The sequence below is a fragment of the Palleronia pontilimi genome (assembly GCF_016412875.1).
GTDB classification, from domain to species: Bacteria; Pseudomonadota; Alphaproteobacteria; order Rhodobacterales; family Rhodobacteraceae; genus Palleronia; species Palleronia pontilimi.
The window spans coordinates 175,475-200,482 of sequence record NZ_JAEKPD010000007.1 but is presented as its reverse complement, the minus strand read 5'-3'; the positions used below and the strand labels follow the sequence as shown (position 1 = coordinate 200,482).

At 67.8% G+C, this 25,008-nt stretch carries 26 protein-coding genes; 9 read left to right on the top strand and 17 right to left on the bottom strand.

The features are described 5' to 3' along the window. Positions 1 to 167: 167 nt before the first annotated feature. Positions 168 to 1,568, top strand: a complete 1,401-nt coding sequence (gnd, locus tag ILP92_RS08140) for an NADP-dependent phosphogluconate dehydrogenase (protein WP_198915885.1) — start codon at positions 168 to 170, stop codon at positions 1,566 to 1,568. A 72-nt stretch (positions 1,569 to 1,640) separates the two neighbouring features. Here the strand turns inward: gnd and ILP92_RS08135 are convergent, their stop codons facing one another. From ILP92_RS08135 to ILP92_RS08105, 7 genes are all read right to left on the bottom strand, one after another. After that, positions 1,641 to 3,287 carry an acyl-CoA dehydrogenase family protein gene (locus ILP92_RS08135; RefSeq protein ID WP_198915884.1) on the bottom strand — a complete coding sequence of 549 codons (1,647 nt, stop codon included), beginning with the start codon at positions 3,285 to 3,287 and terminating at the stop codon, positions 1,641 to 1,643. A gap of 69 nt (positions 3,288 to 3,356) precedes the next feature. Continuing rightward, entirely contained in the window at positions 3,357 to 4,781 is a 1,425-nt protein-coding gene (locus tag ILP92_RS08130) for a UdgX family uracil-DNA binding protein (protein WP_198915883.1), read from the bottom strand. After that, positions 4,781 to 6,016, bottom strand: a complete 1,236-nt coding sequence (locus ILP92_RS08125) for a putative DNA modification/repair radical SAM protein (RefSeq protein WP_198915882.1) — start codon at positions 6,014 to 6,016, stop codon at positions 4,781 to 4,783. The genes ILP92_RS08130 and ILP92_RS08125 overlap by 1 nt, the downstream gene beginning before the upstream one ends. Before the next feature lie 49 nt (positions 6,017 to 6,065). Continuing rightward, a complete protein-coding gene (locus ILP92_RS08120) occupies positions 6,066 to 6,455 on the bottom strand; it encodes a type II toxin-antitoxin system death-on-curing family toxin (protein WP_198915881.1) in 390 nt (129 codons plus the stop codon). Next, positions 6,452 to 6,676: an AbrB/MazE/SpoVT family DNA-binding domain-containing protein gene (locus ILP92_RS08115; protein ID WP_198915880.1), complete on the bottom strand. Its 225-nt coding sequence runs from the start codon at positions 6,674 to 6,676 to the stop codon at positions 6,452 to 6,454. Before ILP92_RS08115 ends, ILP92_RS08120 begins: the two co-directional genes overlap by 4 nt. Before the next feature lie 52 nt (positions 6,677 to 6,728). Further along, the gene (ychF, locus tag ILP92_RS08110; RefSeq protein ID WP_198915879.1) at positions 6,729 to 7,826 is read right to left on the bottom strand and encodes a redox-regulated ATPase YchF; all 1,098 of its coding nucleotides are present in this window, start codon (positions 7,824 to 7,826) and stop codon (positions 6,729 to 6,731) included. 63 nt (positions 7,827 to 7,889) lie between these two features. Continuing rightward, positions 7,890 to 8,084: a hypothetical protein gene (locus ILP92_RS08105; RefSeq protein ID WP_198915878.1), complete on the bottom strand. Its 195-nt coding sequence runs from the start codon at positions 8,082 to 8,084 to the stop codon at positions 7,890 to 7,892. A gap of 82 nt (positions 8,085 to 8,166) precedes the next feature. On the opposite strand from ILP92_RS08105, the gene trpA reads away from it, so the two are divergent. From trpA to ILP92_RS08065, 8 genes are all read left to right on the top strand, one after another. Continuing rightward, entirely contained in the window at positions 8,167 to 8,958 is a 792-nt protein-coding gene (trpA, locus tag ILP92_RS08100; RefSeq protein ID WP_198915877.1) for a tryptophan synthase subunit alpha, read from the top strand. Positions 8,959 to 9,122: 164 nt separating this feature from the next. Then, entirely contained in the window at positions 9,123 to 10,433 is a 1,311-nt protein-coding gene (locus ILP92_RS08095; protein WP_198915876.1) for an NAD(P)/FAD-dependent oxidoreductase, read from the top strand. Positions 10,434 to 10,463: 30 nt separating this feature from the next. Then, on the top strand, positions 10,464 to 11,636 hold the full coding sequence (locus ILP92_RS08090; protein ID WP_198915875.1) for an alpha-hydroxy acid oxidase: 1,173 nt from the start codon (positions 10,464 to 10,466) through the stop codon (positions 11,634 to 11,636). 24 nt (positions 11,637 to 11,660) lie between these two features. Continuing rightward, entirely contained in the window at positions 11,661 to 13,583 is a 1,923-nt protein-coding gene (locus ILP92_RS08085) for an alpha-amylase family protein (RefSeq protein WP_198915874.1), read from the top strand. A gap of 201 nt (positions 13,584 to 13,784) precedes the next feature. Beyond that, complete coding sequence (locus tag ILP92_RS08080) at positions 13,785 to 14,459, top strand: 50S ribosomal protein L25/general stress protein Ctc (protein WP_198915873.1); 675 nt, start codon at positions 13,785 to 13,787, stop codon at positions 14,457 to 14,459. Positions 14,460 to 14,620: 161 nt separating this feature from the next. Next, entirely contained in the window at positions 14,621 to 15,319 is a 699-nt protein-coding gene (pth, locus tag ILP92_RS08075; RefSeq protein WP_198915872.1) for an aminoacyl-tRNA hydrolase, read from the top strand. 18 nt (positions 15,320 to 15,337) lie between these two features. Next, positions 15,338 to 15,709: a DUF2237 family protein gene (locus tag ILP92_RS08070; protein WP_198915871.1), complete on the top strand. Its 372-nt coding sequence runs from the start codon at positions 15,338 to 15,340 to the stop codon at positions 15,707 to 15,709. Beyond that, positions 15,696 to 16,274, top strand: coding sequence for a DUF4893 domain-containing protein (locus ILP92_RS08065; RefSeq protein WP_198915870.1), 579 nt, complete (start codon positions 15,696 to 15,698; stop codon positions 16,272 to 16,274). Before ILP92_RS08070 ends, ILP92_RS08065 begins: the two co-directional genes overlap by 14 nt. Positions 16,275 to 16,367: 93 nt before the next feature. On the opposite strand, the gene trpB is transcribed toward ILP92_RS08065, so the two are convergent. The 10 genes from trpB to ftsY form a co-directional block, all read right to left on the bottom strand. Further along, on the bottom strand, positions 16,368 to 17,600 hold the full coding sequence (gene trpB / locus ILP92_RS08060; RefSeq protein ID WP_198915869.1) for a tryptophan synthase subunit beta: 1,233 nt from the start codon (positions 17,598 to 17,600) through the stop codon (positions 16,368 to 16,370). Positions 17,601 to 17,725: 125 nt separating this feature from the next. Next, a complete protein-coding gene (locus ILP92_RS08055; RefSeq protein WP_198915868.1) occupies positions 17,726 to 18,004 on the bottom strand; it encodes an N-(5'-phosphoribosyl)anthranilate isomerase in 279 nt (92 codons plus the stop codon). A gap of 72 nt (positions 18,005 to 18,076) precedes the next feature. Then, positions 18,077 to 18,721: a phosphoribosylanthranilate isomerase gene (locus ILP92_RS08050; protein ID WP_198915867.1), complete on the bottom strand. Its 645-nt coding sequence runs from the start codon at positions 18,719 to 18,721 to the stop codon at positions 18,077 to 18,079. Between the two features lie 4 nt (positions 18,722 to 18,725). Beyond that, positions 18,726 to 19,091 (bottom strand): LapA family protein, encoded by a 366-nt coding sequence (locus ILP92_RS08045; protein ID WP_198915866.1) that lies wholly within the window; start codon positions 19,089 to 19,091, stop codon positions 18,726 to 18,728. A gap of 7 nt (positions 19,092 to 19,098) precedes the next feature. Beyond that, positions 19,099 to 19,380: an integration host factor subunit beta gene (gene ihfB / locus ILP92_RS08040; protein WP_198916015.1), complete on the bottom strand. Its 282-nt coding sequence runs from the start codon at positions 19,378 to 19,380 to the stop codon at positions 19,099 to 19,101. A gap of 305 nt (positions 19,381 to 19,685) precedes the next feature. Beyond that, positions 19,686 to 21,362 carry a 30S ribosomal protein S1 gene (gene rpsA / locus ILP92_RS08035; RefSeq protein WP_198915865.1) on the bottom strand — a complete coding sequence of 559 codons (1,677 nt, stop codon included), beginning with the start codon at positions 21,360 to 21,362 and terminating at the stop codon, positions 19,686 to 19,688. 296 nt (positions 21,363 to 21,658) lie between these two features. After that, complete coding sequence (locus ILP92_RS08030) at positions 21,659 to 22,255, bottom strand: inner membrane-spanning protein YciB (protein ID WP_198915864.1); 597 nt, start codon at positions 22,253 to 22,255, stop codon at positions 21,659 to 21,661. Between the two features lie 9 nt (positions 22,256 to 22,264). Beyond that, entirely contained in the window at positions 22,265 to 23,170 is a 906-nt protein-coding gene (locus ILP92_RS08025; protein WP_198915863.1) for an EamA family transporter, read from the bottom strand. 40 nt (positions 23,171 to 23,210) lie between these two features. Beyond that, positions 23,211 to 23,633, bottom strand: a complete 423-nt coding sequence (gene copM, locus ILP92_RS08020; RefSeq protein WP_198915862.1) for a CopM family metallochaperone — start codon at positions 23,631 to 23,633, stop codon at positions 23,211 to 23,213. Between the two features lie 125 nt (positions 23,634 to 23,758). Further along, a complete protein-coding gene (ftsY, locus tag ILP92_RS08015; protein WP_198915861.1) occupies positions 23,759 to 24,991 on the bottom strand; it encodes a signal recognition particle-docking protein FtsY in 1,233 nt (410 codons plus the stop codon). Between the last annotated feature and the right edge of the window lie 17 nt (positions 24,992 to 25,008).

The window sequence follows — 25,008 nt, the reverse complement described above, 5'->3', positions numbered from 1 at the left end:
CGCGGGCTTCGTTAGCGTCTTACCTAGCCGAGATGCCGCGCTGCAACAAGCGCGGGCCGCCCGACCGACCGCAACCCGACGCGGAACCGCCGAAGGCGGCGTCGGCTGGACAGGCGGTGGCCGCCGCCTACCCTCAGACACTGGCACATCGATGGCAGGAGACGGGCATGGGCACTTCACGGATCGGCTTGATCGGACTCGGGACCATGGGCGCCGCGCTGGCGCTGAACATGGCCAACAATGGCGTGTCGGTGGCCGTCTACAACCGCACGACCCAGCGCACCCACGATTTCGTGGACGGCGCGGGTGAATTGGCCGACCGGCTGACCGCCACCGAAAGCCTGGAAGACCTGGTCGCCGCCATCGCGCCGCCCCGCGCGGTGGTGCTGATGGTGCCCGCGGGCGACATCGTCGACGATCACATCGCGCGGCTGCGCCCGCTCATGGACAAGGACGACCTGATCATCGACGCAGGCAACGCCAATTTCCGCGACACGATCCGCCGCGCCAAGGCCGCGCGCGACGACGGCGTGCCCTACCTGGGCATCGGCGTGTCGGGCGGCGAGGATGGCGCGCGCCACGGGCCGTCGATCATGGGCGGCGGCGACGGGGCCGCGTGGGAGCGGGTGGCCCCGATCCTGACCGCCATCGCGGCAAAGCACGACGGCACGCCCTGCGCCACCTATATGGGCCCCGACGGCGCGGGCCATTTCGTGAAGGCGGTGCACAACGGCATCGAGTACGCCGACATGCAGATGATCGCCGAGATCTACGGCCTGCTGCGCGACGGGCGCGGCGCGTCCTACGACGACATCGCCGCATTGTTCGAGCGTTGGGACGGCGGGCCGCTGCAAAGCTACCTCGTCGAGATCACCGCCAAGGTCTGCGCCGCGAAGGATCCGCGCGGCGCCGGCCCGCTTCTGGCGGTGATCGAGGATACGGCGGGCCAGAAGGGCACCGGCCGCTGGACGGCCATCGAGGCGCAGCACCTCGCCGCGCCGGTCCCGGTGATCGAGGCCGCGGTGGCCGCGCGCAACATGTCGGCGCTGAAGGACCGCCGCGCGGCGGGCGAGGCGCGGTTCGGCGCGGGCGCGCAGGCCTTCGACGTGCCCGGTGACGCCACGCTGGAACGCGCGCTGATCGCGGGCAAGATCCTGTGCTACAGCCAGGGCTTCGACATGCTGTCGCGCGCCAGCGCCGATTTCGACTGGTCGCTGCCGCTGCCCGAGATCGCCAAGGTCTGGCGCGCGGGCTGCATCATCCGCTCGGCCATGCTGGACGACATGGCCGACGCGTTGACGGACAGCGACACGTCGCTGATGCTGTCAGGCGGTTTCGCAAACCGTCTGGAGGACGCGATGCCCGCTTTGCGCGACGTGGTGGCCCGCGCCATCGCGGCGGGCCACGCGGTCCCCGCGCTGGCGGGCGCGGTCACCTATTTCGACACGATGCGCACCGCGCGCGGCACCGCCGACATGATCCAGGGCCAGCGGGATTTCTTCGGCTGGCACGGCTTCGCGCGGCTCGACGACGCGGGGCGCGACCACCATGGGCCGTGGGTCGACTGAAAGCGCCGGAGCGAGGGGCGCTGCCCCTCGCGCTCCCCGGGATATTTGGAAGAACAAAGATGGGAAGGCGCGTCAGCCCGGCCGGGCGCGCGCAAGGATCGCGTCGAGGTCCAGCCCCTTCGGCAACGTGCCGTAGGCGCCGCCCGGGGGCCGGGCCAGGCGGCTGGCGCAGAACGCGTCGGCCAGTTCCGGCGGGCCGTGTCGGGTGAGGAGCGCGCCCTGCATGGTCAGCGCCAGGCGCTCGGTGATGACGCGCATCTGGCCTTCCAGGCCGTCGCGGTCGGCCAGCGCGTCCTTCAGCCCGTCGATGGCGGCGTCGAGCGCCGGATGCGCGCCCCGCGCCGGGGCAAGTTCGTCGAGCCAGGCGTCGATGGTGTCCGGCGCCCGGTGCAGCGCGCGCAGCACGTCGAGGCCCATGATGTTGCCCGACCCTTCCCAGATCGAGTTGACCGGCGCTTCGCGGTAGAGCCGCGGCAGGATGCTGTCCTCGATGTAGCCGGGGCCGCCGTGGCACTCCATAGCCTCGTAGGTGACGCCCGGCGCGCGCTTGCAGATCCAGTATTTCGCCACGGCCGGGCCGATCCGCGCCAGGACCGCCTCGGCCGGGTTGTCCAGGTGGTCCAGCGCACGGGCGACGCGCAGGGCCAGCGCCAGCGCCGCCTCGGCCTCGATGGCGAGGTCGGCCAGCACGTTGCGCATCAGCGGCTGGTCGATCAGCCGCTTCTGGAACGCGCTGCGATGGGCGGTGTGGTGCAGCGCCTGCACCAGCGCCTGCCGCATGATCCCCGCCGACGCACTTGCGCAGGCCATGCGGTTCAGCGCCACCATGTCGATGATGGTGCGGATGCCGCGCCCCTCGTCGCCGACCATAAGGCCGTGGGCGCCCTGGAGCTCGATCTCGGCCGACGCGTTCGAGCGGTTGCCCAGCTTGTCCTTCAGCCGCTGCAGGTGCAGCGCGTTGCGGGTGCCGTCGGGCCGCCAGCGCGGCATCAGGAAGCACGACGGGCCCGCGTCGGTCTGCGCCAGCGTGAGGAACGCGTCGCACATGGGCGCCGAGCAGAAAAACTTGTGGCCGGTCAGGCGATAGGCGTCGCCGTCGCACACCGCGCGCGTAGTGTTGGCGCGCACGTCCGATCCGCCCTGTTTCTCGGTCATGAACATGCCCAGAAGCGCGCCGGATTTCTCGGGCGCGGGGATGTCGCGGGGATCGTAGGTGGTCGACAGGAGGCGCGGCAGCCAGTCCCGCGCGATCGCAGGGGCCGCGCGCAAGGCCGGGACGGCCGAATAGGTCATGGCCATGGGACAGAGCGCGCCGCCCTCGGGCTGGGCGAACAGGTAGCCCAGCGCGGCCTGCGCCGTGTGGCCCGCGTGGCCTTCGTGGTGCCAGGCGTAGTTGTGCAGGCCGTGGGCCGTGAAGCGCGCCATCAGGTCGTGCCACGCGGGGTGGAACGTGACCGCGTCGATCCGCATCCCGTAGCGGTCGAAGGCGCGCAGTTCGGGCGGGAAGCGGTTGGCCTGGGTCGCCGCGTCGAGGGTCGCGTCCAGCCCGGCCTGTCGCCCCGCCGCCGCAAGGTGATCGGCATGCGCCCCGGCCCCCATGGCGCGCACCCAGTGGCGCAACGCGCGGTCGCCGACCCACAGGTCCTGGTCGCCCATATGGGGCGGCGTGTTCAGGACCTCGTGGGTCGGCAGATCGGCCGTCGGCGCGCGGGGTATCATCGGTTTCTCCCTGCCCCGCAGCGTAGCGGGCGCGCGGGGCGGGCCGCAAATCAAATCAAACGGACGCGGTCAGGCCGCCAGCCGCGCGACGGCCAGCGACAGGTCGGCGCGGAAATCGCGCAGCGCGGCCTCTTTCGCCGCCGGGTCGGGCACGCGCAGCAGGTAGGACGGGTGCAGCGTCAGCAGCACCGGCGTGCCTTCCCGCGTCGTCTCGAACGTGCCGCGCCGCTTCAGAATGCCCTGCCCGGTGCCCGTCAGGCTGGCCGCCGCGGTGGCGCCCATGGCAAGGATCAGCCTGGGGCGGATCAGCGCGCGTTCGGCGTCGAGCCACCATTTGCAGGCCACGACCTCGCCCGCGTCGGGGCGCTGGTGGATGCGGCGCTTGCCGCGGGGGGCGAATTTGAAGTGCTTCACGGCGTTGGTGACGAAGGCGTGCCGACGATCGAGCCCGACCTCGCCCGCGATCCGGTCGAACAGCTGGCCCGCGGGCCCGACGAAGGGGCGGCCCGCCAGGTCTTCCTGGTCGCCGGGCTGTTCGCCCACGATCATCAGCGCCGCGTCGCGCGGCCCCTCGCCCATCACCACCTGCGTCGCATCGCGGTAGAGCGGGCAGCGGGTGCAGCCCGTGGCCTGCTGGCGGAGCGCGTCCAGGTCGCTGGCGGGGGGCGGCGCGGGCTGCGCCAGGCTTTCGGTGATCCGGGCGGCGCGGATCGGCGGCAGCGTGGGCGCCGCGGCCTGCATCTGGCGCGCGCGGGCCTCGGCATGGGCGATCATGTCGGGGATGGCGGCGGCTTCGGGCAGGTTCTTCCAGTATTTCTTGGGCATCTCGGACTGCATCGCCTGGATCTTCAGGCGCGCGGGATTGAAAATGTTGCGGAAATAGGTGGTCCACAGCGCCTCGTGCGCGTCGTCGGGCAGGTCGGGCTTGGCCGCGCCGTCGTGCAGCGTGATGTCGCCGCCGGTGAACTCGACCGAGCGGGTGGGCGTCACGATCAGCCAGTCCATGTCACCGAAGCGGCGCGCGAAGAACCCGGCCATGGGCTCGGCGATGTGGTGCGTCGGCTCGAACCACGCGGCGAAGCGGCGGCGGTCGGTGACCTTCGGCACCTCGCGGAAGCGCAGGAAGGCCTTCATCTTGTGCTTGTCGCGGCTCACGGCCTTTTCCATCAGGCGCAGCCGGGCCAGGTCCGCGTCGCCCCGGTCGGCGATCAGTCCGGAATTGTCGCGCAGCCGCCAGAGCAGCGCGTAAAGCCGCGCGAAGCGTTGCGGGTCGGAGTGCCAGCAGACGTTTTCCGACAGGGCGACGAAGCTCTTGGGCACACCCACCTTCGCGGCGGCGGGTGGCGCGGCGGGCGCATCGGCGAAGAGATCCGCATCGCCATCGCCGAATTGCCAGAGCACGTCCGCAGGCGGCACCCCGGCCCCCAGCAGCCCGCGCGCCGCGTCGCGCCAGGCGCGGGCCGTGTCCAGCGCGGGCACCCGGATCGTGGGCATCAGAACAGGCTCAGCTGTTCCGGCGGGGGCGCGAAGCGGGCGCGCAGATCGGCGCTGTCGGTCAGCACGCCGGGGGTCCACCCCTTGGCGGTGATGAAGGCGCGGGCCTTCTTCAGCGACGCGCCCATGCGGGTCAGATCCTCGTAGCGCAGGGTGCGGTGGCGGCGCGTGGTCAGGATCCGGTTGACGGTCTTCACGCCCAGCCCCGGCACACGCAGCAGCATCTCGCGCGGGGCGGCGTTCACGTCCAGCGGGAAGTGGTGGCGGTTCTGCAGCGCCCAGGCCAGTTTCGGGTCGATCTGCAGGTCCAGGTTGCCGTCCTTGGTGGCACCCGTGATCTCGTCCAGCCCGAAGCCGTAAAACCGCAGCAGCCAATCCGCCTGGTAAAGACGATGCTCGCGCTCCAGCGGGGGACGGATCAGCGGCAGCTTGGCGCTGGCATCGGGGATAGGCGAGAAGGCCGAGTAATAGACTCGCTTCAGCTTGTAGCTGGAATAAAGCCGCGTGGACTGGCCCAGGATCGTCGCGTCGTTGGCCCCGTCCGCCCCCACGATCATCTGCGTCGACTGCCCCGCGGGTGCGAATCGCGGCGGGCGTTTGCCGGTGTGGCTGCGCTCGGCGCTGGCCTCTTTCGTCAGGCGCACATCGGCCATGGCCTTGCGGATCGTGCCGGGGTTCTTTTCCGGGGCAAAGGTTTTCACGGCAGCGTCGGTGGGCAGCTCCACGTTGATCGACAGGCGGTCGGCGTGGCGCCCTGCTTCCTCGATCAGCTTGGGGTCGGCATCGGGGATCGTCTTCAGGTGGATATAGCCGCGGAACTTGTGGATGGTGCGCAGCTCGCGCGCGATGCGGACCATGTCGGCCATGGTGTCGTCGGGCGACTTGATGATGCCGGACGACAGGAACAGCCCTTCGATGTAGTTGCGCCGATAGAATTCCAGCGTCAGCGTGATGACCTCTTCGGGGGTGAAGCGGGCGCGGGTGACGTTGCTGCTGACCCGGTTCACACAATAGACGCAGTCGTAGATGCAGAAATTCGTCATCAGGATCTTCAGCAGGCTGATGCAGCGCCCGTCCGGCGCATAGGCGTGGCAGATCCCGCTGCCTTCGGTCGAGCCCAGCCCGTCGCCCTTGCGCGAATGGCGCTTCGCCGTGCCCGACGACGCGCAGGACGCATCGTATTTCGCCGCATCCGACAGAATCGCGAGTTTTTGCTGAAGATCGTGCTTGGCCATGCGTTCACCCTACGTTCACATCTCGCGCGGAACAAGGGGGGAACGTGCGCTACCGCGCCGCAGCTCCCGCGCGCAGCCACGACGCGAATTCGGCCTCGGGCACGCGGGACTGGGCGAGGTCTTCCATCATGGCGACGACTTCGGCATTTGGCACATCCAGATCCTGCCCGTTCAGGTACAGAAAGACGAAGCACGTCTGGAACGCCGTGCGTTTGTTGCCGTCGATGAATGCGTGTGCCTTGGCGATCCCGAATGCGTAGGCCGCCGCCAGGTCGAACAAATCCGGCTGACCGTAGGCGTGAAGGTTCAGCGGCCGCCCGCAGGCCATTTCAAGCAGGGCCTCATCCCGCATCCCCGGCGTGCCGCCGTGGCGAGAGATCATCCGGTCGTGGATGGCCTTGATCGCTGCGAACGGCACCCAGCGGGGCGCGTCGGTCATGCCAGCGCGTCCATCGCCTTGTTGTAGCGGCGCGCCCCGACTTCAAGCGCGTCCATTGCGTCGGCGAAGTCATCCTCGTGCCGACGCAGGGACAATGACCCGTCATCGGTGCGCACCAGGTAAACGGTATCGCCCTCGGCCGCGTCGAGCACGGCGAGCGCTTCCTTCGACAGGGTCAGGACGCAGGAATTGCCGACCTTGCGGATCTTGGTCTCGAACATGGGTGAGCCTCCAACGGTATATACGACTGTATGTATATACCGTTGGATATTGTCAAGCGTTGAACAGGAAGTGCATCACGTCGCCATCCTTGACGACATAGCTCTTGCCCTCGACCCGCATCTTGCCCGCGTCCTTGGCGCCCTGCTCGCCCCCAAGCGAAACGTAGTCATCGTAGGCGGTGGTCTCGGCCCGGATGAAGCCGCGCTCGAAATCGCCGTGGATGACACCCGCGGCCTTGGGCGCGGTGGTGCCTTCGCGGATGGTCCAGGCGCGCGCCTCCTTGGGGCCCACCGTGAAGTAGGTCTGCAGGCCCAAAAGCTCGTAGCCCGCGCGGATCAGCCGGTCCAGCCCGGGCTCGTCCAGGCCCAACTCGTCCAGGAATTCCTTGGCCTCGTCGGCGTCCAGCTGGGCGATCTCTTCCTCAATCTGGGCCGAGATCACCACGGCGCCCGCCCCCTGCTCGGCGGCCATCTGCGCCACGGCTTCCGAATGGGCGTTGCCGGTGGCGGCCTCGGCCTCGGACACGTTGCAGACATAGAGGATCGGCTTCGACGTCAGCAATTGCAGCAGCTTCCACGCGCGCGCGTCCTCGTCGGACACCTCGACACTGCGGGCGGGCTTGCCTGCCTCCAGCGCGGCCTGCGCGGCCTGCAACAGGCGTTCCTGCTGCACCGCTTCCTTGTCGCCGCCGCGCACCTTGCGCGACAGGCCCGCAAGGCGCTTTTCCACCGATTCCAAGTCGGCCAGCATCAGCTCGGTCTCGATCGTGTCGGCGTCCTCGACCGGGTTCACCCGGCCGTCCACGTGGGTCACGTCGTCATCCTCGAAACAGCGCAGCACGTGGGCGATGGCGTCGCATTCACGGATATTGGCCAGGAACTGGTTGCCCAGCCCCTCGCCCTTGGACGCCCCTTTCACCAGCCCCGCGATGTCCACGAAGGTCATGCGGGTGGGCACGATCTGCTTGGACTTGGCGATCCCGGCCAGCGTGTCGAGCCGCGCGTCGGGGACGGCGACCTCGCCCACGTTGGGCTCGATCGTGCAGAAGGGAAAATTCGCGGCCTGCGCGGCGGCGGTCTTCGTGAGCGCGTTGAAAAGCGTCGACTTGCCCACGTTCGGCAGCCCGACGATGCCCATCTTGAAGCCCATGACATGATCCCCTTGCGCGTAAATCCGCGCCCCATCTAGGGGGCGCGCGGGATCAGCACAAGGTCAGACGCGGTCGCGCCGGTCGGCGTGGGACTGGTAGATCAGGATCCACGCCAGCACGATGAACATCGGATGGGTCAGTCCGCCCGAGAAGATGATCGCGGGCACCCAGATGATGAACGTGATGATGGCGGTGAAGATCCGGCCGGTCAGCAGGATCGAGAGCGGGGGCAGGAAAAGCGCGAGTACATAGTTCATGGCACTCAGATAGGCGCGGATCGGGCATTGAACAATATCCCCCCGCGCGCTTATGCAGAGCGTCAGCATCAGGGGGGGCGACATGGGCCGCATCGCAGATTGTTTCGCACGGCTGAACGCCGAAGGGCGCAAGGCCTTCGTCAGCTACACCATGGGCGGCGATCCCGACTATGCCACGTCGCTGGAGGTCATCAAGGGCCTGCCCGGTGCCGGTGTCGACATCATCGAGCTGGGCCTGCCCTTCACCGATCCCATGGCCGATGGCGAGACGATCCAGCTTGCGGGCCAGCGGGCGCTGGCGGGCGGACAGACGCTGAAAAAGACGCTTCAGATGGTGCGCGACTTCCGCGCGGGCGACGACACCACGCCCATCGTGATGATGGGCTACTATAACCCGATCTACAATCACGGGGTGGACGCGTTCCTCGACGACGCGAAAGAGGCCGGGATCGACGGGCTGATCGTGGTGGACCTGCCGCCCGAAGAGGACGACGAGCTGTGCCTGCCCGCCTTGGCCAAGGGAATCGACTTCATCCGGCTGGCCACGCCCACCACCGACGACGCGCGCCTGCCCAAGGTGCTGCAGAACACGTCCGGTTTCGTCTATTACGTGTCGATCACCGGCATCACCGGGGCCGCCGCGCCGCAACCGTCGGACGTGGCGCCGGAGGTGGCCCGGATCAAGGCGAAGACGGACCTGCCGGTGATCGTGGGCTTCGGGATCCGCACCCCCGAAATGGCAAAGGGCATCGCGGAAATCGCGGATGGCTGCGTCGTGGGCTCGGCCATCGTGGCGGAAATGGCGAACGGCAAGTCGCGCGACGCGGTGCTGGACTTCGTGCGCGGGCTGGCCGAGGGCGCGCATTCGGCCTGAGGACGGCGCGCGGTGCGGGCGTGGCGTTTCAGGTATTTATTGAAAGATGAAGCAGGGGGTCGCGCGCCGCTGCGACACGGGGCGCATTGGCATGGCGGATTTTTCCGCTAGCTTCACAATAGCTTTACAGACGATGCGGCATCGCAACCCTTCGGAGACCTGACATGGCCAAGCGCAAGACACAGATCGTGGTGGTGGGCGGCGGCGCCGCGGGGTTGGGCCTGGTGCGCAAGCTGGGCAAGAGATACGGCCGCGAGAAGCACGACATCATCCTGATCGACCGCAACCGTACCCACGTGTGGAAGCCGCTGCTGCACGAGGTGGCGGCCGGATCGCTGGACCCCAACCTGGACGAGGTCGGCTATGGCGGGCACGCCGCGCGCTGGGGCTACCGGTTCTTCAACGCGGGCCTGGAAAGCATCGACCGCGATGGCCAGACCGTCACCACCGCGCCGCTGCTGGACGAAGAGGGCAAGGTGATCGTGGACCGCCACGAGATCCGCTACGATTACCTGGTGCTGGCCATGGGCGGTGTCAGCAACGATTTCGGCATCGAAGGGGTGCGCGAGCACGCCATGTTCCTGGAAGATCGCGGCCAGGCCGACCGCTTCCGCCAGACGCTTCTGAACGCCTGCCTCAGGGTGAACCAGGCGCGCCAGCGCGGCGAGAACGCCACCCTGCCCATCTGCATCGTCGGCGGCGGCGCCACGGGGGTCGAGCTGTCGGCCGAGCTGGTCAATTCGGCCAAGGCGCTGCAATCCTACGGGCTGGAAGTGTTCGACGACAGCGCGATCCAGCTGACCTTGCTGGAAGCCGGGCCGCGGCTATTGCCCGCGCTGGACGAAAAGATCTCGGACAGCGTGAAGGACCAGCTGACCAGCCTGGGCGTCGATGTGCGCACCGGTGCGATGGTCAGCCGGATGGAGCCGGGCCGCGTTCACATCAAGGACAGCGGCGCGCTCGACGCGACGATGATCCTGTGGGCCGCGGGCGTCCGCGGCGACGACGCGGTGCGCGGCATGGGCGATCTGGAGCTGAACAAGCTGGACCAGATCGTCGTGAAGCCGACGCTGCAAAGCACGGTGGACGACCGCATCTTCGCCATCGGCGATTGCGCGTCCTGCACACTGCCCGGCGCGGATCGGCCCATCCCGCCGCGCGCGCAATCCGCCCAGCAGATGGCCGATTGCGTGTTCGAGAACCTCGCCCGCGCCCAGCGCGGCGAAAAGCTGAAACAGTTCGTCTATAACGACCGCGGATCGCTGGTGTCGCTGTCGCGCTTCGCCACCATCGGCAGCCTGATGGGCAACCTGGTGGGCGGCAAGATGGCGATCGAGGGCCGCATCGCGCGCGCCGCCTACATGTCGCTTTACCGGATGCACATTCTGAACGTGCATGGCTGGTTCCGGGGCGCGGCGCAGATCGTCGTGTCGAAGATCAACAACGTCGTGCGCCCGGCGTTGAAGCTGCACTAGGCCGCTTCCCCCGCCGCTCAGGAGTACGCAATGGCCACCCCCATCACCGAGATCGCCGACCTCAAGCGCCTCTACAAGCGGCGCGTGCCGAAGATGTTCTACGACTATTGCGAAAGCGGGTCGTGGACCGAGCAGACGTTTCGCGACAACACGTCCGATTTCGACCTGATCCGGCTGCGCCAGCGCGTGGCGGTGGACATGGCCAACCGCTCGACCGCGGGCCAGATGATCGGCGAGGACGTGGCGATGCCCGTCGCGCTGGCCCCCGTCGGCATGACCGGGATGCAGCACGCCGACGGCGAGATCCTGGCGGCACAGGCGGCCGAGGAATTCGGCGTGCCGTTCTGCCTGTCCACCATGTCGATCTGCTCGATCGAGGCGGTGGCCGCGGCGACCACCAAGCCCTTCTGGTTCCAGCTTTACGTGATGAAGGATTACGACTTCCTGGAAAACGTGATCGAGCGGGCCCGGAAAGCGGGCTGCACCGCCATGATCCTGACGCTGGACCTGCAGATCCTGGGCCAGCGCCACAAGGACATCAAGAACGGCCTCAGCGCCCCGCCGAAGCCCACGCTGAAGAACATCGTCAACCTCAGCACCAAGGTCGGCTGGGGGCTGGAGATGTTGCAGACCAAGCATCGCAGCTTCGGCAACATCATCGGCCACGCCAAGGGGGTGGGCGACGTGTCGTCCCTGTCGTCCTGGACCGCAGAGCAGTTCGACCCCCGGCTCGACTGGGCCAAGGTCAAGAAGATCCGCGACATGTGGGGCGGCAAGCTGATCCTGAAGGGCATCATGGATCCCGACGACGCGCGCGCGGCTCTGGACGTGGGCGCCGACGCGATCATCGTCAGCAACCATGGCGGGCGGCAGCTGGACGGCGCGATCAGCTCGATCCGCGCGCTGCCCGAAATCGTCAACGCCGTGGGCGGCCAGACCGAGATCCATCTCGACAGCGGCATCCGCTCGGGCCAGGACGTGCTGAAGGCGCTGGCCATGGGCGCCACCGGCACCTATATCGGCCGCGCCTTCGTCTACGGGCTGGGCGCGAAGGGCAAGCAGGGCGTGACCGACGCGCTGACCGTCATCCACAAGGAGCTGGACACGACCATGGCGCTTTGCGGCCGCAACGACGTGAAGGACGTGAACCGCGATATCCTGCTGACCGACGACGCCTTCTACCGCTATCGTGGCAACTGGTAGGCGCGCTTGTCACTCAAGGATCCCATGCCCCCGAAGACGACGCCCAGGCCCGCCACCAGCAGCGTGACCGACGACCAGCTGTTCGACCTGCGCTGGGCGCGCGCTTTCGAGTCCACCAGCCAGCCGCTGCAGCGGCTCTACGGCGACGCCATGCCCATCGACACGCTGATGGATCGGCTGCACGACCTACTGGCCCGGCGCTGGGCCGCGCGCCCAGACGATCTGCGGTTGCTGGATTTGAAGCGCGACCTGGATCCGCACTGGTTCCAAAGCTCGAAGATGGCGGCCTATGTCTTCTACGTGGATCGCTTCGCGGGCAGCATGCAGGGGGTCGGCGAAAGGATCCCCTACCTGCAAAGCTTCGGCATCACCTACGCCCATTTCATGCCCTGCCTCATGCCGCGCCCCGGCGACAGCGACGGCGGCTACGCGGTGATGGACTACACAAAGATCGACCCGAAGCTGGGCACCATGGCCGATTTCAGGCAGGTCACCCGCGACATGCGCGCGGCCGGGATCAGCCCCTGCATCGACATGGTGCTGAACCACACGGCCGCCGAACACGACTGGGCGCAGAAGGCCCGCGCGGGCGATCCCTTCTACCGCGCCTTCTACCGCATCTACGACACCCCGGACGAGCCGCTGGAATACGAGAAAACCCTGCACGAGGTCTTCCCCAACCAGGCGCCCGGCAACTTCACCTATGACGAGGACATGCAGGCCTGGGTCTGGACCACGTTCAACAGTTTCCAGTGGGACCTGAACTGGGCCAACCCCGAGGTGTTCCTGGCGATCCTCGACATCATCCTGGACCTCGCCAACGCGGGCGCCGAGGTGCTGCGCCTGGACGCCGTGGCCTTCATGTGGAAGCGGCTCGGCACCGATTGCCAGAACCTGCCCGAAGTCCACGACATCCTGCAGGCGATCAACCAGGCCGCGTCCGTCGCCGCACCCGCCACCATCTTCAAGGCCGAGGCCATCGTCGGCCCGCACCAGCTGGTCCCCTATCTCGGCGCCGGGCGGCATACGGGCAAGGTCTGCAACCTGGCCTATCACAACAGCCTGATGGTGCAGTTCTGGTCGGCGCTGGCCACGCGCGAGACGCAGCTGATGACCGACGTGCTGTCGCATTACTTCCCCGACCGCTTCATCAACGCCGAATGGGCCACCTATATCCGCTGCCACGACGATATCGGCTGGGCGATCACCGAAGACGACGCCGAGGCGCACGGCGTTTCCGGGCCGGGGCACCGCGGCTTCCTGGCGGATTTCTACGCGGGCCGGTTCGACGGCAGCTTCGCGCGCGGCGCGGATTTCCAGGTCAACGAAGTCACCGGCGACAAGCGCACCAATGGCAGCTTCGCGTCGCTAGCCGGGCTCGAAGCCGCGCTCGAGGCGGGGGACGACGCGCTGATCGACCTAGCCATCAAGCGGATCAACCTGGGCCACGCGCTGATCGCGGGCTTCGGGGGCGTGCCGCTGATCTACATGGGCGACGAGCTGGGGCTTCTGAACGACCGCGCCTACGCGACCGACCCCGACCGCGCGGGCGACGGGCGCTGGATGCAGCGCCCCGCCATGGACTGGGACCGGGCAGAGACGGCCGAGACCTCGGACGCGCCCCATGGCCGAATCTGGCGCGCGCTGCGCCATATCCTGAAGGTCCGCGCCGCCTGCCCCGAGCTGGGCGGCGACGTGCCGTCGCGCATCCTGCACACCGGGCACGGGCGGCTCTTTTCCATGATCCGCCCCGGCACCAACGCCACGCTCTGGATGGTCTGCAATTTCAGCGAGGACGCGCAAAGCATCCCTCCCGCCGACTTGGCAATCCCCGAAGACGCGCGCCCCACGGACGTGCTGAACGGCGACGCGCTGCCGCAGATGCAGGGGGGCCGGATCGTCGTCCCGCCGCTCGCCTGCCTCTGGCTGCGCCAGCCGATCTGGTAGGCGCGCGACCTGCTGCGAAAGCGGTGCGCGATGGCGGCCGCCCAGCATATCAACGCGGCTACGGGCCGGAAATGGGCCCCCGCCCCCCGGCGCGCCCGCTTCGGACTTGCCAATCGCCCGGCCCTGCCTTAAACGCGCCGCTTGTCCCGTGTGCCCACCCTTGGAGGCGGCGGGAATTTGCAACCTTAGGAGATTAAGATCATGGCAGGCGAAACACCTGACATCATCGCGATGGAACGCACGGGGACAGGCAAGGGGGCCGCCCGTCAAGCTCGTCGCGACAACCTTGTGCCCGGCATCGTCTATGGCGGCGGCAAGGACCCCCTTGCCATCAACGTGCCCTACAACGCGCTGATCAAGCAGCTGAAGGCCGGACGCTTCCTGGCGACGCTCTTCAACATGAAGGTCGAAGGCCAGGACGACGTGCGCGTTATCTGCCGCAGCGTCCAGCGCGACGTGGTGAAGGACCTGCCGACCCACGTGGACTTCATGCGCCTGAACCGCAACAGCCGCGTGTCGCTGTTCATCCCGGTCGAGATCGAGGGCGAAGAAGACAGCCCCGGCCTGAAGTCCGGCGGCGTGCTGACCATGGTGCGCCCGGAAGTCGAGCTGCGCTGCACCGCGGGCGACATCCCCGAAAAGCTGGTGGGCTCGGTCGCGGGTCTCGAGGTCGGCGATACGCTGACCATATCGATGATCGACCTGCCCGCGGGCACGCGTCCGACCATTGACCGCAACTTCGTGATCGCCAACATCCAGCCGCCGTCCGGCCTGGCCAGCCAAGCCGAAGACGACGAAGAAGAGGTCGCCGTCGACGAGGTGCCCACCACCGAGATGGGCCCGCCCGATGGCGAAGAGGGCGACAGCGAAAGCTGATCGTCCTGCGCCTCACCGCGGAATGCGACAGGGTCCGGTCCTAACCGGGCCCTGTTTTCGTTTCCGCATCCCGCGTCCCGCAAACCCGCGCCGGTCGCGTCACCTTGCGCAAAGCCCCCGGATGCGCCAGTCAGGAACCGCGCAACAAATCGGAGACAGCCATGCGTCTGTTCGTGGGCCTGGGCAATCCCGGCGGGAAATACGCGGCCAACCGGCACAATATCGGCTTCATGGCCGTGGACCGGATCGCCGAAGATCACGGCTTTCCCCCCTTCCGCGCCAAGTTCCAGGGCCACGTCTCGGAAGGGCGGCTGGGCGGGCAGAAGGTGGTCCTGCTGAAGCCCGACACGTTCATGAACAAGTCCGGCCAATCGGTGGGCGAAGCCATGCGCTTCCACAAGCTCGACCCGTCGGACGTGGTGGTGTTCCACGATGAAATCGACCTGGCGCCCGGCAAGCTGAAGGCCAAGACCGGCGGCGGTCACGCGGGCCATAACGGCCTGCGCTCGCTGCACGCCCATATCGGGCCGGACTACGCCCGCGTGCGCATGGGCGTGGGCCATCCCGGCCACAAGGACGCGGTGCCGGGCTACGTGCTGCGCGATTTCGCCAAGGCCGACCAGGACTGGCTGGACGACATGCTGCGCGGCGTGTCCGACGGCGCGCCCGCGCTGGCCCAGGGCGACACCGCGAAATTCCTGAACGCCGTGGCCCTGCGGCTCAGCCCGCAGCGCCCCTCGACCGGCACGAAGGGCCCCGCGAAAGCCGACACGACCGAGCCCAAGCCCGACCCGAAGCCCGCCCCCGCGCCCGACGATACCCGCAGCGCCATGCAGAAGCTCGTGGACCGCTTCCGCTGAGCGGCATAGGGTGGCCCCATGGAACAAGAGCCTTCGATCAACGTGCTGGGGACCGATCTGGAACCCTGCTCGACCGACCCCGTCACCGGTTTCTTCCGCGACGGGCATTGCAACACCTGCGCCGCGGATGAAGGCTCGCATACCGTCTGCGCGGTGATGACGGCCGAGTTCCTGGCGTTCTCCAAGTATCTCGGCAACGACCTGAGCACCCCGCGCCCCGAATTCGGCTTCGCGGGACTGAAGCCCGGCGACCGCTGGTGCCTGTGCGCCAGCCGCTTCCTGCAAGCCGCCGAAGAAAACGCAGGTCCCCGCGTGCACCTGGAATCCACCCATATCCGCGCACTCGACGTGGTCTCGCTGGACCTTCTGACCCGCCATGCTGCGCGCTAGCGGCCTGGCGCTGCTGCTGGGCGCCCTGCCCGCCCTGGCGGCACCGCCCCTGCGCGATGCGGATCTCGACCGGCTGGCGCGCTTCGAGACGGCGGCGGGCGACGCGCTGTTGCAGGCTTTGTCGACCGGGGCCGACGCGGATGTCGCCATCCTGACCCGGGCGCTCTCGGGCGCGCCGGTGCCGCCCACGCCCTCGGGCGACTGGAACTGCCGCACGCTGAAGCTGGGCGGCGCGGTCGGGCTTGTGGTCTACACCGATTTCGACTGCCGCATCCGCGGCATCGGGCCGACCGAATGGACCTTCGAGAAGCTGACCGGATCGCAGCAGACCGAAGGCACCATCGCATTTCAAGAAGGCCGCGCGGTCTATCGCGGCGTCGGCTACACGGGCGATGCGCCCGCCATGGACTACGCCGCCCTTCCCGCCGGTCAGGAGCCCCTTGAGCCCAACCAGACCATCCCGCAGGTCGCCGTGTTCGAGCAGACCTCGGACACGACCGCGCGGCTCATGTTTCCCTATCCGCTGCTCGAATCGGATTTCGACATCCTGTACCTGACCCGCTAGCGACAACGGACCGCGCAGCGCCGGGATCGGACCCCGCACACCAACCGGACGCCTTGACAAATCCGCAGGCTCGGCAGCACCGCCGCGGGTGGATCAGCCGCCGGTGTCCATGTCGAACCCCAGCGCCTTGGCCACGGTGAAGATGTCCTTGTCGCCGCGACCGCACATGTTCATGCAGATGATGTGATCCTTCGGCAGGTCCGGCGCGATCTTCATCACGTGGGCCAGCGCGTGACTGGGCTCCAAAGCGGGGATGATCCCCTCTTTCTCGCAGCAGAACTGGAACGCCTCCAGCGCCTCGCGGTCCGTGATCGCCACGTATTCGGCGCGGCCGATATCGTGCAGCCACGAATGTTCGGGCCCGATGCCGGGATAATCCAGCCCCGCGCTGATCGAGAACCCTTCCAGGATCTGCCCGTCATCGTCCTGCAGCAGGTAGGTCCGGTTTCCGTGCAGCACGCCGGGACGGCCCCCGGTCAGGGACGCGCAATGCTCCATCTTGGCGTTGACGCCCTTGCCGCCGGCCTCGACCCCGATGATCTGCACGTCCTTGTCGTCCAGGAAAGGATAGAACAGGCCCATGGCGTTCGACCCGCCGCCGATCGCGGCGATCAGGGTGTCGGGCAGACGGCCCTCGGCGGCCTGCATCTGCTCTTTCGCTTCCTTGCCGATGATCGCCTGGAAATCGCGCACCATGGCCGGATAGGGATGCGGGCCCGCGACGGTGCCGATGCAGTAGAACGTGTCGCGCACGTTGGTCACCCAGTCGCGCAGCGCGTCGTTCATGGCGTCCTTCAGGGTGCCGCGGCCGCTGGTCACCGGCACGACCTCGGCGCCCAGCAGGCGCATGCGGAAGACGTTGGGCTTCTGCCGCTCGACGTCATGCGCGCCCATGTAGACCATGCATTTCAGCCCGAACTTGGCGCAGACCGTGGCGGTGGCCACGCCGTGCTGGCCCGCCCCCGTCTCGGCGATGATGCGGGTCTTGCCCATGCGGCGGGCCAGGATGATCTGGCCCAGCACGTTGTTGATCTTGTGCGCGCCGGTGTGGTTCAGCTCGTCGCGCTTCAGGTAGATCTTGGCGCCGCCCAGCGCGTCGGTCATCCGCTCGGCGAAATACATGGGGCTGGGCCGCCCGACGTAATGGGTCCAGAGGTGGTGCATCTCGGCCCAGAAACTGTCGTCGGTCTTGGCGTGCTCGTATTGGCGTTCCAGCTCCAGGATCAGCGGCATCAGCGTTTCGGACACGAAGCGGCCGCCGAACTGGCCGAAGCGGCCCTTCTCGTCCGGGCCGGTCATGAAGGAATTGAACAGGTCGTTGGGCATGGCGCTCACTCCGCAGCGGGATCACGCCTTGGGGGTAGCCCCGCGGGCGGTCGAGGGCAAGCACCCGTATGGACGCAGACCGAAGGCGTTTGAAACGCCTTCCGACCGCCGCGGCCCCGCGGCGGTCAAACGCTCTTGCAAGAGCGTTCGGGAAGGGCCTTCACAGGCCCTTCGGCCCGGACGCGCAGGACGGGACTGCCATTGCAGAAGATCACGAAATGGCGGCCGTTCTCGACTGCCTGGTAGCCGCGGCGCGCCACTTCGGCCGCGAAGGCGCTGCGGCCCACCAGCCGTTCCACATCGCTGACCTGGCGCTTGACCACGCCGCCGCGCCGCGCTTCGCCGGACGCGAAGATCTGCGCCAGCCAGCGTTCGGGGGTCACGTGATCGGGCATAAGGGACATGGCTTCGACCACACCCGAACTTGATTAAGAAACCGTGAACCCGGCCGGTTCCCGGGTGCCGCCGCCCTTGCCTTACGCCTCGCGGGCCGCGCGCAGGAAGGCGCCGATCCGCGCAGGATCCTTCACGCCCGGCGCGCTTTCGACGCCCGAGCTCACATCCAGCTGCGCCGCCCCCGTCAGCCGCACCGCCTCGGCCACCGTGTCGGGCGTCAGCCCGCCCGCCAGCATCCACGGCACGGACCAGCGGCGGCCCGCGATCAGGCGCCAGTCGAAGGCCAGCCCGTTGCCGCCCGGCAGGTCCGCGTCCGGCGGCGGCTTCGCGTCCACCAGAAGCTGGTCCGACACCCGGGCATAGGCGTCCAGCGCCGCCAGGTCGGCCTCGGACGCCACCCCCACGGCCTTCATCACCGGCAGGCCATAACGGCTGCGGATCTCGGCCACGCGCGCGGGCGATTCCGCACCGTGCAGCTGGATCATGTCCAGCGGCACGGCGCAGACGATCCGGTCCAGCGCCGCGTCATCCGCATCCACCGTCAGCGCCACCTTGGCCACGCCGGGCGGCGCCGAGCTCGCCAGCATCGCGGCCAGCGGCAGCGCCACGTTGCGGGGCGATTTGGGAAAGAACACGAAGCCAAGATAGGACGCGCCCGCCTGAACGGCCGCCTCCACGCCCTCGGGGGTCGAGAGCCCGCAGATCTTCACGCGAATGTCGGTCATGGGATCAGCGCGGAACGCTGCCGTCTTCCAGCAGGGCCAGGATGTCGTCGTTGCGCGACGCGCCCCGGCGGTCGGTCTTCAGCTGCTCGTTCTCGCGCTGCAGCGCTTCCCTCTCGCGGCGCTCGTTGCGGGCGGCGACGCGGTGCTTGTGCTCGCGCAGCCATTCCCACAGGAACCCGATCAGCAGCCCCAGGATGACCGCGCCCAGGATGACCACGAACATGGGCAGCGTGATCTGCCACGACCAGCCCAGGAAGCCCGCCATCGTTTCGGGCAGCACGCGCAGCGTCACCGCCATGGAATTGGCGAGCGCCACCACGATCAGCAGGACGGCCAGCACCGCGAGGAAGACGTATTTCACCAGGCTCATTCGCAGTTCATCCTTCGTTCAAGCGGTCCCTGAGAAGCTTGCCGGTCTTGAAGAACGGCACGTGCTTCTCTTCTACATGAACCGACTCGCCGGTCCTAGGGTTCCGCCCCTGTCGCGCATCTCTTTTCTTCACCGAGAACGCGCCGAAGCCCCGCAGCTCGACACGATCGCCACGGGACATGGCGCTGATGATTTCGTCGAAGATGGTCCCGACGATGCGTTCCACGTCACGCTGGGTCAAATGCGGATTTTCGTCCGCGATCTTCTGAATCAATTCAGACCGGATCATCGGCAACTATCCCCCCTGTAACTCACGCACGTCCGGCGCATTCGGCAACACACCGACTATAGCGGGAAATTCGATTTACGAAACCATCCATCGGCGGGAATCGCGGCAATCCGCACTCAGGTCATGCGCAAAGATGCCGTATTATCAAGGAGGTTGGGAAACCGGGCAGCGCCCGTCGAGCCATGGGCCCGCCCGCGCCAAAGCGATTCGCAAGCCCCGACAGCGCCGCACCCGGACAAGAAAAGCCCCGCGACACCAAGGTGCGCGGGGTTGTTCTGCGACCCGTGAAAAGGTCTGGCTTCAGGTCACTCGTCGCCCTTCAGAGCGGCGCCCAGGATGTCGCCCAGCGACGCACCCGAGTCGGACGAGCCGTATTGTTCGACCGCCTCTTTCTCTTCGGCGATCTCGCGGGCCTTGATCGACAGGCCCAGGCGGCGCGTCTTCTGGTCCACGTTGGTGACGCGCACGTCGACCTTGTCGCCCACCCCGAAGCGCTCGGGGCGCTGCTCGGAGCGGTCGCGCGACAGGTCGGAGCGGCGGATGAAGGACTTGGCGCCCTCGTATTCCACCTCGATGCCGCCATCCTCGATCGCGGTGACTTCCACGGTGATGATCGAGCCGCGTTTCACGCCCTCGGTCGCCCCGGTGAAGCTGTCATCCAGCGCCTTGATGCTGAGGCTGATGCGCTCTTTCTCGACATCCACCTCGGTGACGACGGCCTGCACGGTGTCGCCCTTCTGGAAGGACTGGATCGCCTCTTCGCCGCGCTGGTCCCAGCTGATGTCGGAAAGGTGCACCATGCCGTCGATATCGCCTTCGAGACCGACGAACAGACCGAATTCGGTGATGTTCTTCACCTCGCCCTCGACCTGGGTGCCCTCGGGATGGGTTTCGGCGAAGACTTCCCACGGGTTGCGCATGGTCTGCTTCAGACCAAGCGACACGCGGCGCTTCTGGGTGTCGATCTCCAGCACCATGACCTCGACCTCTTGGCTGGTCGACACGATCTTGCCGGGATGGACGTTCTTCTTCGTCCACGACATTTCCGAGACGTGCACAAGGCCCTCGACGCCCGGCTCGAGCTCGACGAACGCACCGTAATCGGTGATGTTCGTGACGCGACCGGTATGCACCGAGTTCAGCGGGAACTTGGCTTCCACGCTGTCCCACGGATCGTCCTGCAGCTGCTTCATGCCCAGGCTGATACGGTGGGTTTCCTTGTTGATCTTGATGACCTGCACCTTGATCGTCTCGCCGATGGTGACGATCTCGGACGGGTGGTTGACCCGGCGCCACGCCATGTCGGTGACGTGCAGCAGGCCGTCGACGCCGCCCAGGTCCACGAAGGCACCGTATTCGGTGATGTTCTTGACCACACCGTCCACGGCCTGACCCTCGGCCAGGTTGCCGATGACCTCAGCGCGCTGCTCGGCGCGGGACTCTTCCAGGATGGCGCGGCGCGACACGACGATGTTGCCGCGGCGGCGATCCATCTTCAGGATCTGGAACGGCTGCTTCAGACCCATGAGCGGGCCCGCATCGCGCACCGGGCGCACATCCACCTGAGAGCCGGGCAGGAACGCGACCGCGCCGCCCAGATCCACGGTGAAGCCACCCTTGACGCGGCCGAAGATCGCGCCTTCGACGCGGTTCTCGTCGGCATAGGCCTTTTCCAGACGGTCCCACGCGGCTTCGCGACGGGCCATCTCGTGGCTGATGACGGCTTCGCCGCGGGCGTTCTCGACCTGGCGCAGATACACTTCGACCTCGTCGCCGACAGCGATTTCAGGGGCTTGTCCGGGTTCGGCGAATTCTTTCAGATCGACGCGGCCCTCCATCTTGTAGCCGACGTCGATGATGGCCTGTCCTGCCTCGATGGCGAGGACCCGACCTTTGACGACAGACCCTTCGTCGGGCGTGTCGATGTCGAAGCTTTCGTTCAGGAGGGCTTCGAATTCCTCCATGGATGCGTTTTGAGCCATGTGGCCTATGAGTTCCTTTTAGCGGTTTATACGGGCCGCGCGGTTGTCTCCGCCGGTCTTTGGGTTGGTCTTGGGCACGGGTCCGGGTATGGCAAAAAGGGTCGGTGGATGACCGACCCTGCTCATGCCCGGGGCTGTTCCGCCCCTTCGACGGGCCGGACTTACGAAAGATCCGCGCGCGGCGCAAGACCCAGAGACTCCGCGCGCGACGCCCCGACCGCGAAACGGACGCGCCCGGGACCCGTTCGGACCCCCCGCCCCGGCTTCATCTTTCCACAAATACCTGAATTGCGCCGTCAGTCGGCGTCGCCGGTGCCGTGGTCGCGGAACAGGCGGCTTTGGAGTAGGAAGAACACGAAGATCGCGCCGGTCAGCCCGAATGTCTTGAAGTTCACCCAGGCATCCGTGGACATGGTGCGCCAGACAAGCTCGTTCAGGGCCGCCAGCCCGAAGAAGAACGCGCAGAAGCGGCGCGTCAGGATCATCCAGCCCGCATCGTCCAGCGGCAGCACGCCGCCCATGACGGCCCTCAGGTAGCTTTGCCCGCGCAGCAGGCCGAAACCCAGGATCACGCCGAAGATCAGGTAGATCAGCGTGGGCTTCATCTTGAAGAACCGCTCGTCGTTCAGCCACACGGTCAGCCCGCCGAACACCACCACCAGCACCAGCGTGACCACCTGCATCTTCGACAGCGCGCCGGTGATCTTCCGGATCAGCGCCATGGACACGACCAGGATCGGCACGAACAGCGCGGTCATCAGGATGAAGCCGGAATATTCCTGCCCCGCCACGGTGAAGGTGCGCTCGCGCAGCAGCAGGTAGCCCAGGAAGAACAGCGCCACGGGGCCAAGCTCCAGCGCGGTCACCAATCCCTTTTTCGATGTGTCAGACATGGGGTGCCCTTATCCGCCGATTTCCACGATGACAGCTCCTAGCGCGATCAGCGCCATGAGCACCAGCCTGCGCGGGCCGGTTTTCTCGCCCAGCATCAGCCAGCCGATCAGCGCCGCGAACACGGTCGAGGTTTCGCGCAACACCGCCGCCTCGCCCACCTTGTCCAGCCGCGTGGCCAGCATGATCGACCCGAAACTGCCGAACGCCACCAGCCCGCCGGTGATCCCGCGCCGCGCCAGCGCGCCCCAATCGGCGATCTGCGCGACCTTGCGTCGGTGGAAGAACGCCACCAGCGGCGCGAATCCCAGACCGTCGATCAGGAAGAACCACGCCAGGAACGTGAACGGATCGGCCGTCGCGCGGATGCCGTAGGCGTCGTAGGTGGTGTAGAGCGCCACGAACAGACCCGTCAGCACCGCAAGCCCCAAAGCCAGCGGCATGGTCTCGCGGTCGATCGTGACGTGGCGCAGGTTGTAGATGGCAAGCCCGTAGATCCCCGCCAGCAGCACCGCCACGCCCGCCCATTGCGGCGCGGTGAAGGTCTCGCTGAAGACGACGCTGGCACCGATCACGGCAAAGAGCGGCCCGGTGCCCCGCACCACCGGATAGACCACGGTGAACGCGCCCTTGGTGTAGCAATAGCCCTGCAGCAGCTTGTAGGTGACGTGGATCGCGTAGGCGCCCGCGAAGATCGGCCACATATGCGGCTCGGGCCAGGGCACGACGAACAGCGCGAAGGGCAGCGCCATGGTGCCGTAGCTGGCGTCGATGGCCATGCGGCTGATCCACGGGTCGTGACGGCCCTTCTGCAAAGCCCCGAAGACGGCGTGCAGGATCGCCGCCGTCAGCGCGAGGATAAGCGCCAGGGTGTGCCCGGTCGCCGTGCCCTCGAGGGACGTGAGCCAGCCGCTCACGCCGCGCGCCGGGCGGGCGCGTCACGTCCATGCCCGCGGCTCAGCCGCCGTGCCGGTCCAGCCAGTCGGTGAGAAACGCGATCTCGGCCTGCTGCGCGGCCACGATGGCTTCGGCGAGCTCGCGGATCTCGGGGTCCGATCCGCTGTCCAGCACCGTCCGGGCCATGTCGATGGCGCCCTGGTGATGCACGATCATCCCGCGCGCGAAATCCACGTCCGGATCGCCCGTCGGCGTCATCCCCATGCCATCGGCCATCGTCCCATGCGCGCCGTCGCCCTGCGCCATGCCCGCCATGTGTCCGTCGGCCATGGGGCCGTCCGTCATCTGCGCGCCGCTGGCGGCCGGATCGGGCCGCGGCGCGGGCGGCGTCTCGCCCTGGGCGTAAAGCAGGTTGAGCGAGGCGATCGTGAACGCCAGGGCCAGGGCGACGACGATCGGGAAACCAGGCTTGGGACGGGCCATGTGCGGCAACTCCTGTTGATGTTGCCATGGATCTAGGGCGCGCCGGTGGGGCGGCGTAGGTGGCCCGCGATGACGTGTGCGTGATCGTGCCGGTCGGTGCCGCGCGCCGCCACGGGCCGGGCCGGTCAGGCATCCGCGCCGGTCAGCGCGGCGGCGAATTCCTCGGGGTCGAAGGGGGCCAGGTCGTCGATCTGCTCGCCCACGCCGATGGCGTGGATCGGCAGCCCGAACTTGTCGGCCAGCGCCACCAGGACGCCGCCGCGCGCGGTGCCGTCGAGCTTGGTCATCACCAGCCCCGACACGTCCGAGATCTTCTGGAAGATCTCGACCTGGCTCAGCGCGTTCTGGCCCGTGGTCGCGTCCAGCACCAGCACGGTGTTGTGCGGCGCGTCAGGATCCTTCTTGCGGATCACGCGGACGATCTTGGCCAGCTCTTCCATCAGGTCGGCGCGGTTCTGCAGGCGGCCCGCCGTGTCGATCATCAGCAGGTCGGCGCCGTCGGCTTCGGCCTTGCCCATGGCGTCGAAGGCCAGCGACGCGGGATCGCTGCCTTGCGGCGCGGTCAGCACCGGCACGCCCGCCCGCTCGCCCCAGACCTGCAACTGCTCGACGGCCGCCGCGCGGAACGTGTCGCCCGCCGCGATCACCACCGATTTGCCCGCCGCGCGGAATTGCGCGGCCAGCTTGCCGATGGTCGTCGTCTTGCCCGAGCCGTTGACGCCCACGATCAGCACGACCTGCGGCTTCTTGGCGTAGATCGGCAGGGGCTTGGCGACGGGCTCCATGATGCGGGCGATCTCGGCGGCCATGAGCGCCTTGATCTCGCCGGTGCTCAGGCGCTTGCCGAAGCGGCCCTCGGCCATATTGGCGGTGACGCGGGCGGCGGTGTCCACGCCCATATCCGCGGATATAAGCAGGTCTTCGAGCTGTTCGAGCATGGCGTCGTCCAGCGGCCGCCGCATGACCGGCGCCGCGGGCGGAGTCCGTCCGATCAGGCGCCCGATGACGCCGCGCTTGGGCTCGGGGGCGGGCGGCGGCGTCTCGGTCTCGACCGTTGCGGGGGGCTCAGGCGGCGTCTCGGGCGGCGTATCCTGCGGCACCTCGGGCGGCGCCGGGGCGGGTTCGGGGTCCTGCGGCGCCGGGAAGGGCTCGGGCGCCAGCTCGGGGCGCGGGCCCGGTCCCGGCTCGACCGGCGGGCTTTCGGGGGGCGGGGGCGGCGCCCGATCGGGTGCCGGCGCGGGCGCGTCGGCCTCGGGCGGCGCGATCTCGCCCTGTTCCTCGACGATGGCGTCGATGCCTTCGTCCAGTTTGGACGACGACTTGAACAGCTTCGATTTCAGCTTGTTGAAGAATGACATGGGCGTGGCCTCCGGGC

Excerpts from the sequence above, each read along its gene's own strand:
- ILP92_RS08105 (WP_198915878.1), bottom strand. The coding sequence starts at position 8,084 with ATGAACTATGTACTCGCGCTTTTCCTGCCCCCGCTCTCGATCCTGCTG.
- ILP92_RS08120 (WP_198915881.1), bottom strand. The coding sequence starts at position 6,455 with ATGACCGACGCGCCCCGCTGGGTGCCGTTCGCAGCGATCAAGGCCATC.
- ftsY (WP_198915861.1), bottom strand. The coding sequence starts at position 24,991 with ATGTCATTCTTCAACAAGCTGAAATCGAAGCTGTTCAAGTCGTCGTCC.
- ILP92_RS08050 (WP_198915867.1), bottom strand. The coding sequence starts at position 18,721 with ATGACCGACATTCGCGTGAAGATCTGCGGGCTCTCGACCCCCGAGGGC.
- trpB (WP_198915869.1), bottom strand. The coding sequence starts at position 17,600 with ATGCCCAACGACCTGTTCAATTCCTTCATGACCGGCCCGGACGAGAAG.
- ILP92_RS08055 (WP_198915868.1), bottom strand. The coding sequence starts at position 18,004 with ATGTCCCTTATGCCCGATCACGTGACCCCCGAACGCTGGCTGGCGCAG.
- ychF (WP_198915879.1), bottom strand. The coding sequence starts at position 7,826 with ATGGGCTTCAAGATGGGCATCGTCGGGCTGCCGAACGTGGGCAAGTCG.
- ILP92_RS08115 (WP_198915880.1), bottom strand. The coding sequence starts at position 6,676 with ATGTTCGAGACCAAGATCCGCAAGGTCGGCAATTCCTGCGTCCTGACC.
- rpsA (WP_198915865.1), bottom strand. The coding sequence starts at position 21,362 with ATGGCTCAAAACGCATCCATGGAGGAATTCGAAGCCCTCCTGAACGAA.
- ILP92_RS08045 (WP_198915866.1), bottom strand. The coding sequence starts at position 19,091 with ATGAGCCTGGTGAAATACGTCTTCCTCGCGGTGCTGGCCGTCCTGCTG.
- ILP92_RS08085 (WP_198915874.1), top strand. The coding sequence starts at position 11,661 with ATGCCCCCGAAGACGACGCCCAGGCCCGCCACCAGCAGCGTGACCGAC.
- ILP92_RS08065 (WP_198915870.1), top strand. The coding sequence starts at position 15,696 with ATGCTGCGCGCTAGCGGCCTGGCGCTGCTGCTGGGCGCCCTGCCCGCC.
- copM (WP_198915862.1), bottom strand. The coding sequence starts at position 23,633 with ATGGCCCGTCCCAAGCCTGGTTTCCCGATCGTCGTCGCCCTGGCCCTG.
- ILP92_RS08090 (WP_198915875.1), top strand. The coding sequence starts at position 10,464 with ATGGCCACCCCCATCACCGAGATCGCCGACCTCAAGCGCCTCTACAAG.
- ILP92_RS08095 (WP_198915876.1), top strand. The coding sequence starts at position 9,123 with ATGGCCAAGCGCAAGACACAGATCGTGGTGGTGGGCGGCGGCGCCGCG.
- trpA (WP_198915877.1), top strand. The coding sequence starts at position 8,167 with ATGGGCCGCATCGCAGATTGTTTCGCACGGCTGAACGCCGAAGGGCGC.
- gnd (WP_198915885.1), top strand. The coding sequence starts at position 168 with ATGGGCACTTCACGGATCGGCTTGATCGGACTCGGGACCATGGGCGCC.
- ILP92_RS08070 (WP_198915871.1), top strand. The coding sequence starts at position 15,338 with ATGGAACAAGAGCCTTCGATCAACGTGCTGGGGACCGATCTGGAACCC.
- pth (WP_198915872.1), top strand. The coding sequence starts at position 14,621 with ATGCGTCTGTTCGTGGGCCTGGGCAATCCCGGCGGGAAATACGCGGCC.
- ILP92_RS08125 (WP_198915882.1), bottom strand. The coding sequence starts at position 6,016 with ATGGCCAAGCACGATCTTCAGCAAAAACTCGCGATTCTGTCGGATGCG.
- ILP92_RS08130 (WP_198915883.1), bottom strand. The coding sequence starts at position 4,781 with ATGCCCACGATCCGGGTGCCCGCGCTGGACACGGCCCGCGCCTGGCGC.
- ihfB (WP_198916015.1), bottom strand. The coding sequence starts at position 19,380 with ATGATCCGGTCTGAATTGATTCAGAAGATCGCGGACGAAAATCCGCAT.
- ILP92_RS08135 (WP_198915884.1), bottom strand. The coding sequence starts at position 3,287 with ATGATACCCCGCGCGCCGACGGCCGATCTGCCGACCCACGAGGTCCTG.
- ILP92_RS08030 (WP_198915864.1), bottom strand. The coding sequence starts at position 22,255 with ATGTCTGACACATCGAAAAAGGGATTGGTGACCGCGCTGGAGCTTGGC.
- ILP92_RS08080 (WP_198915873.1), top strand. The coding sequence starts at position 13,785 with ATGGCAGGCGAAACACCTGACATCATCGCGATGGAACGCACGGGGACA.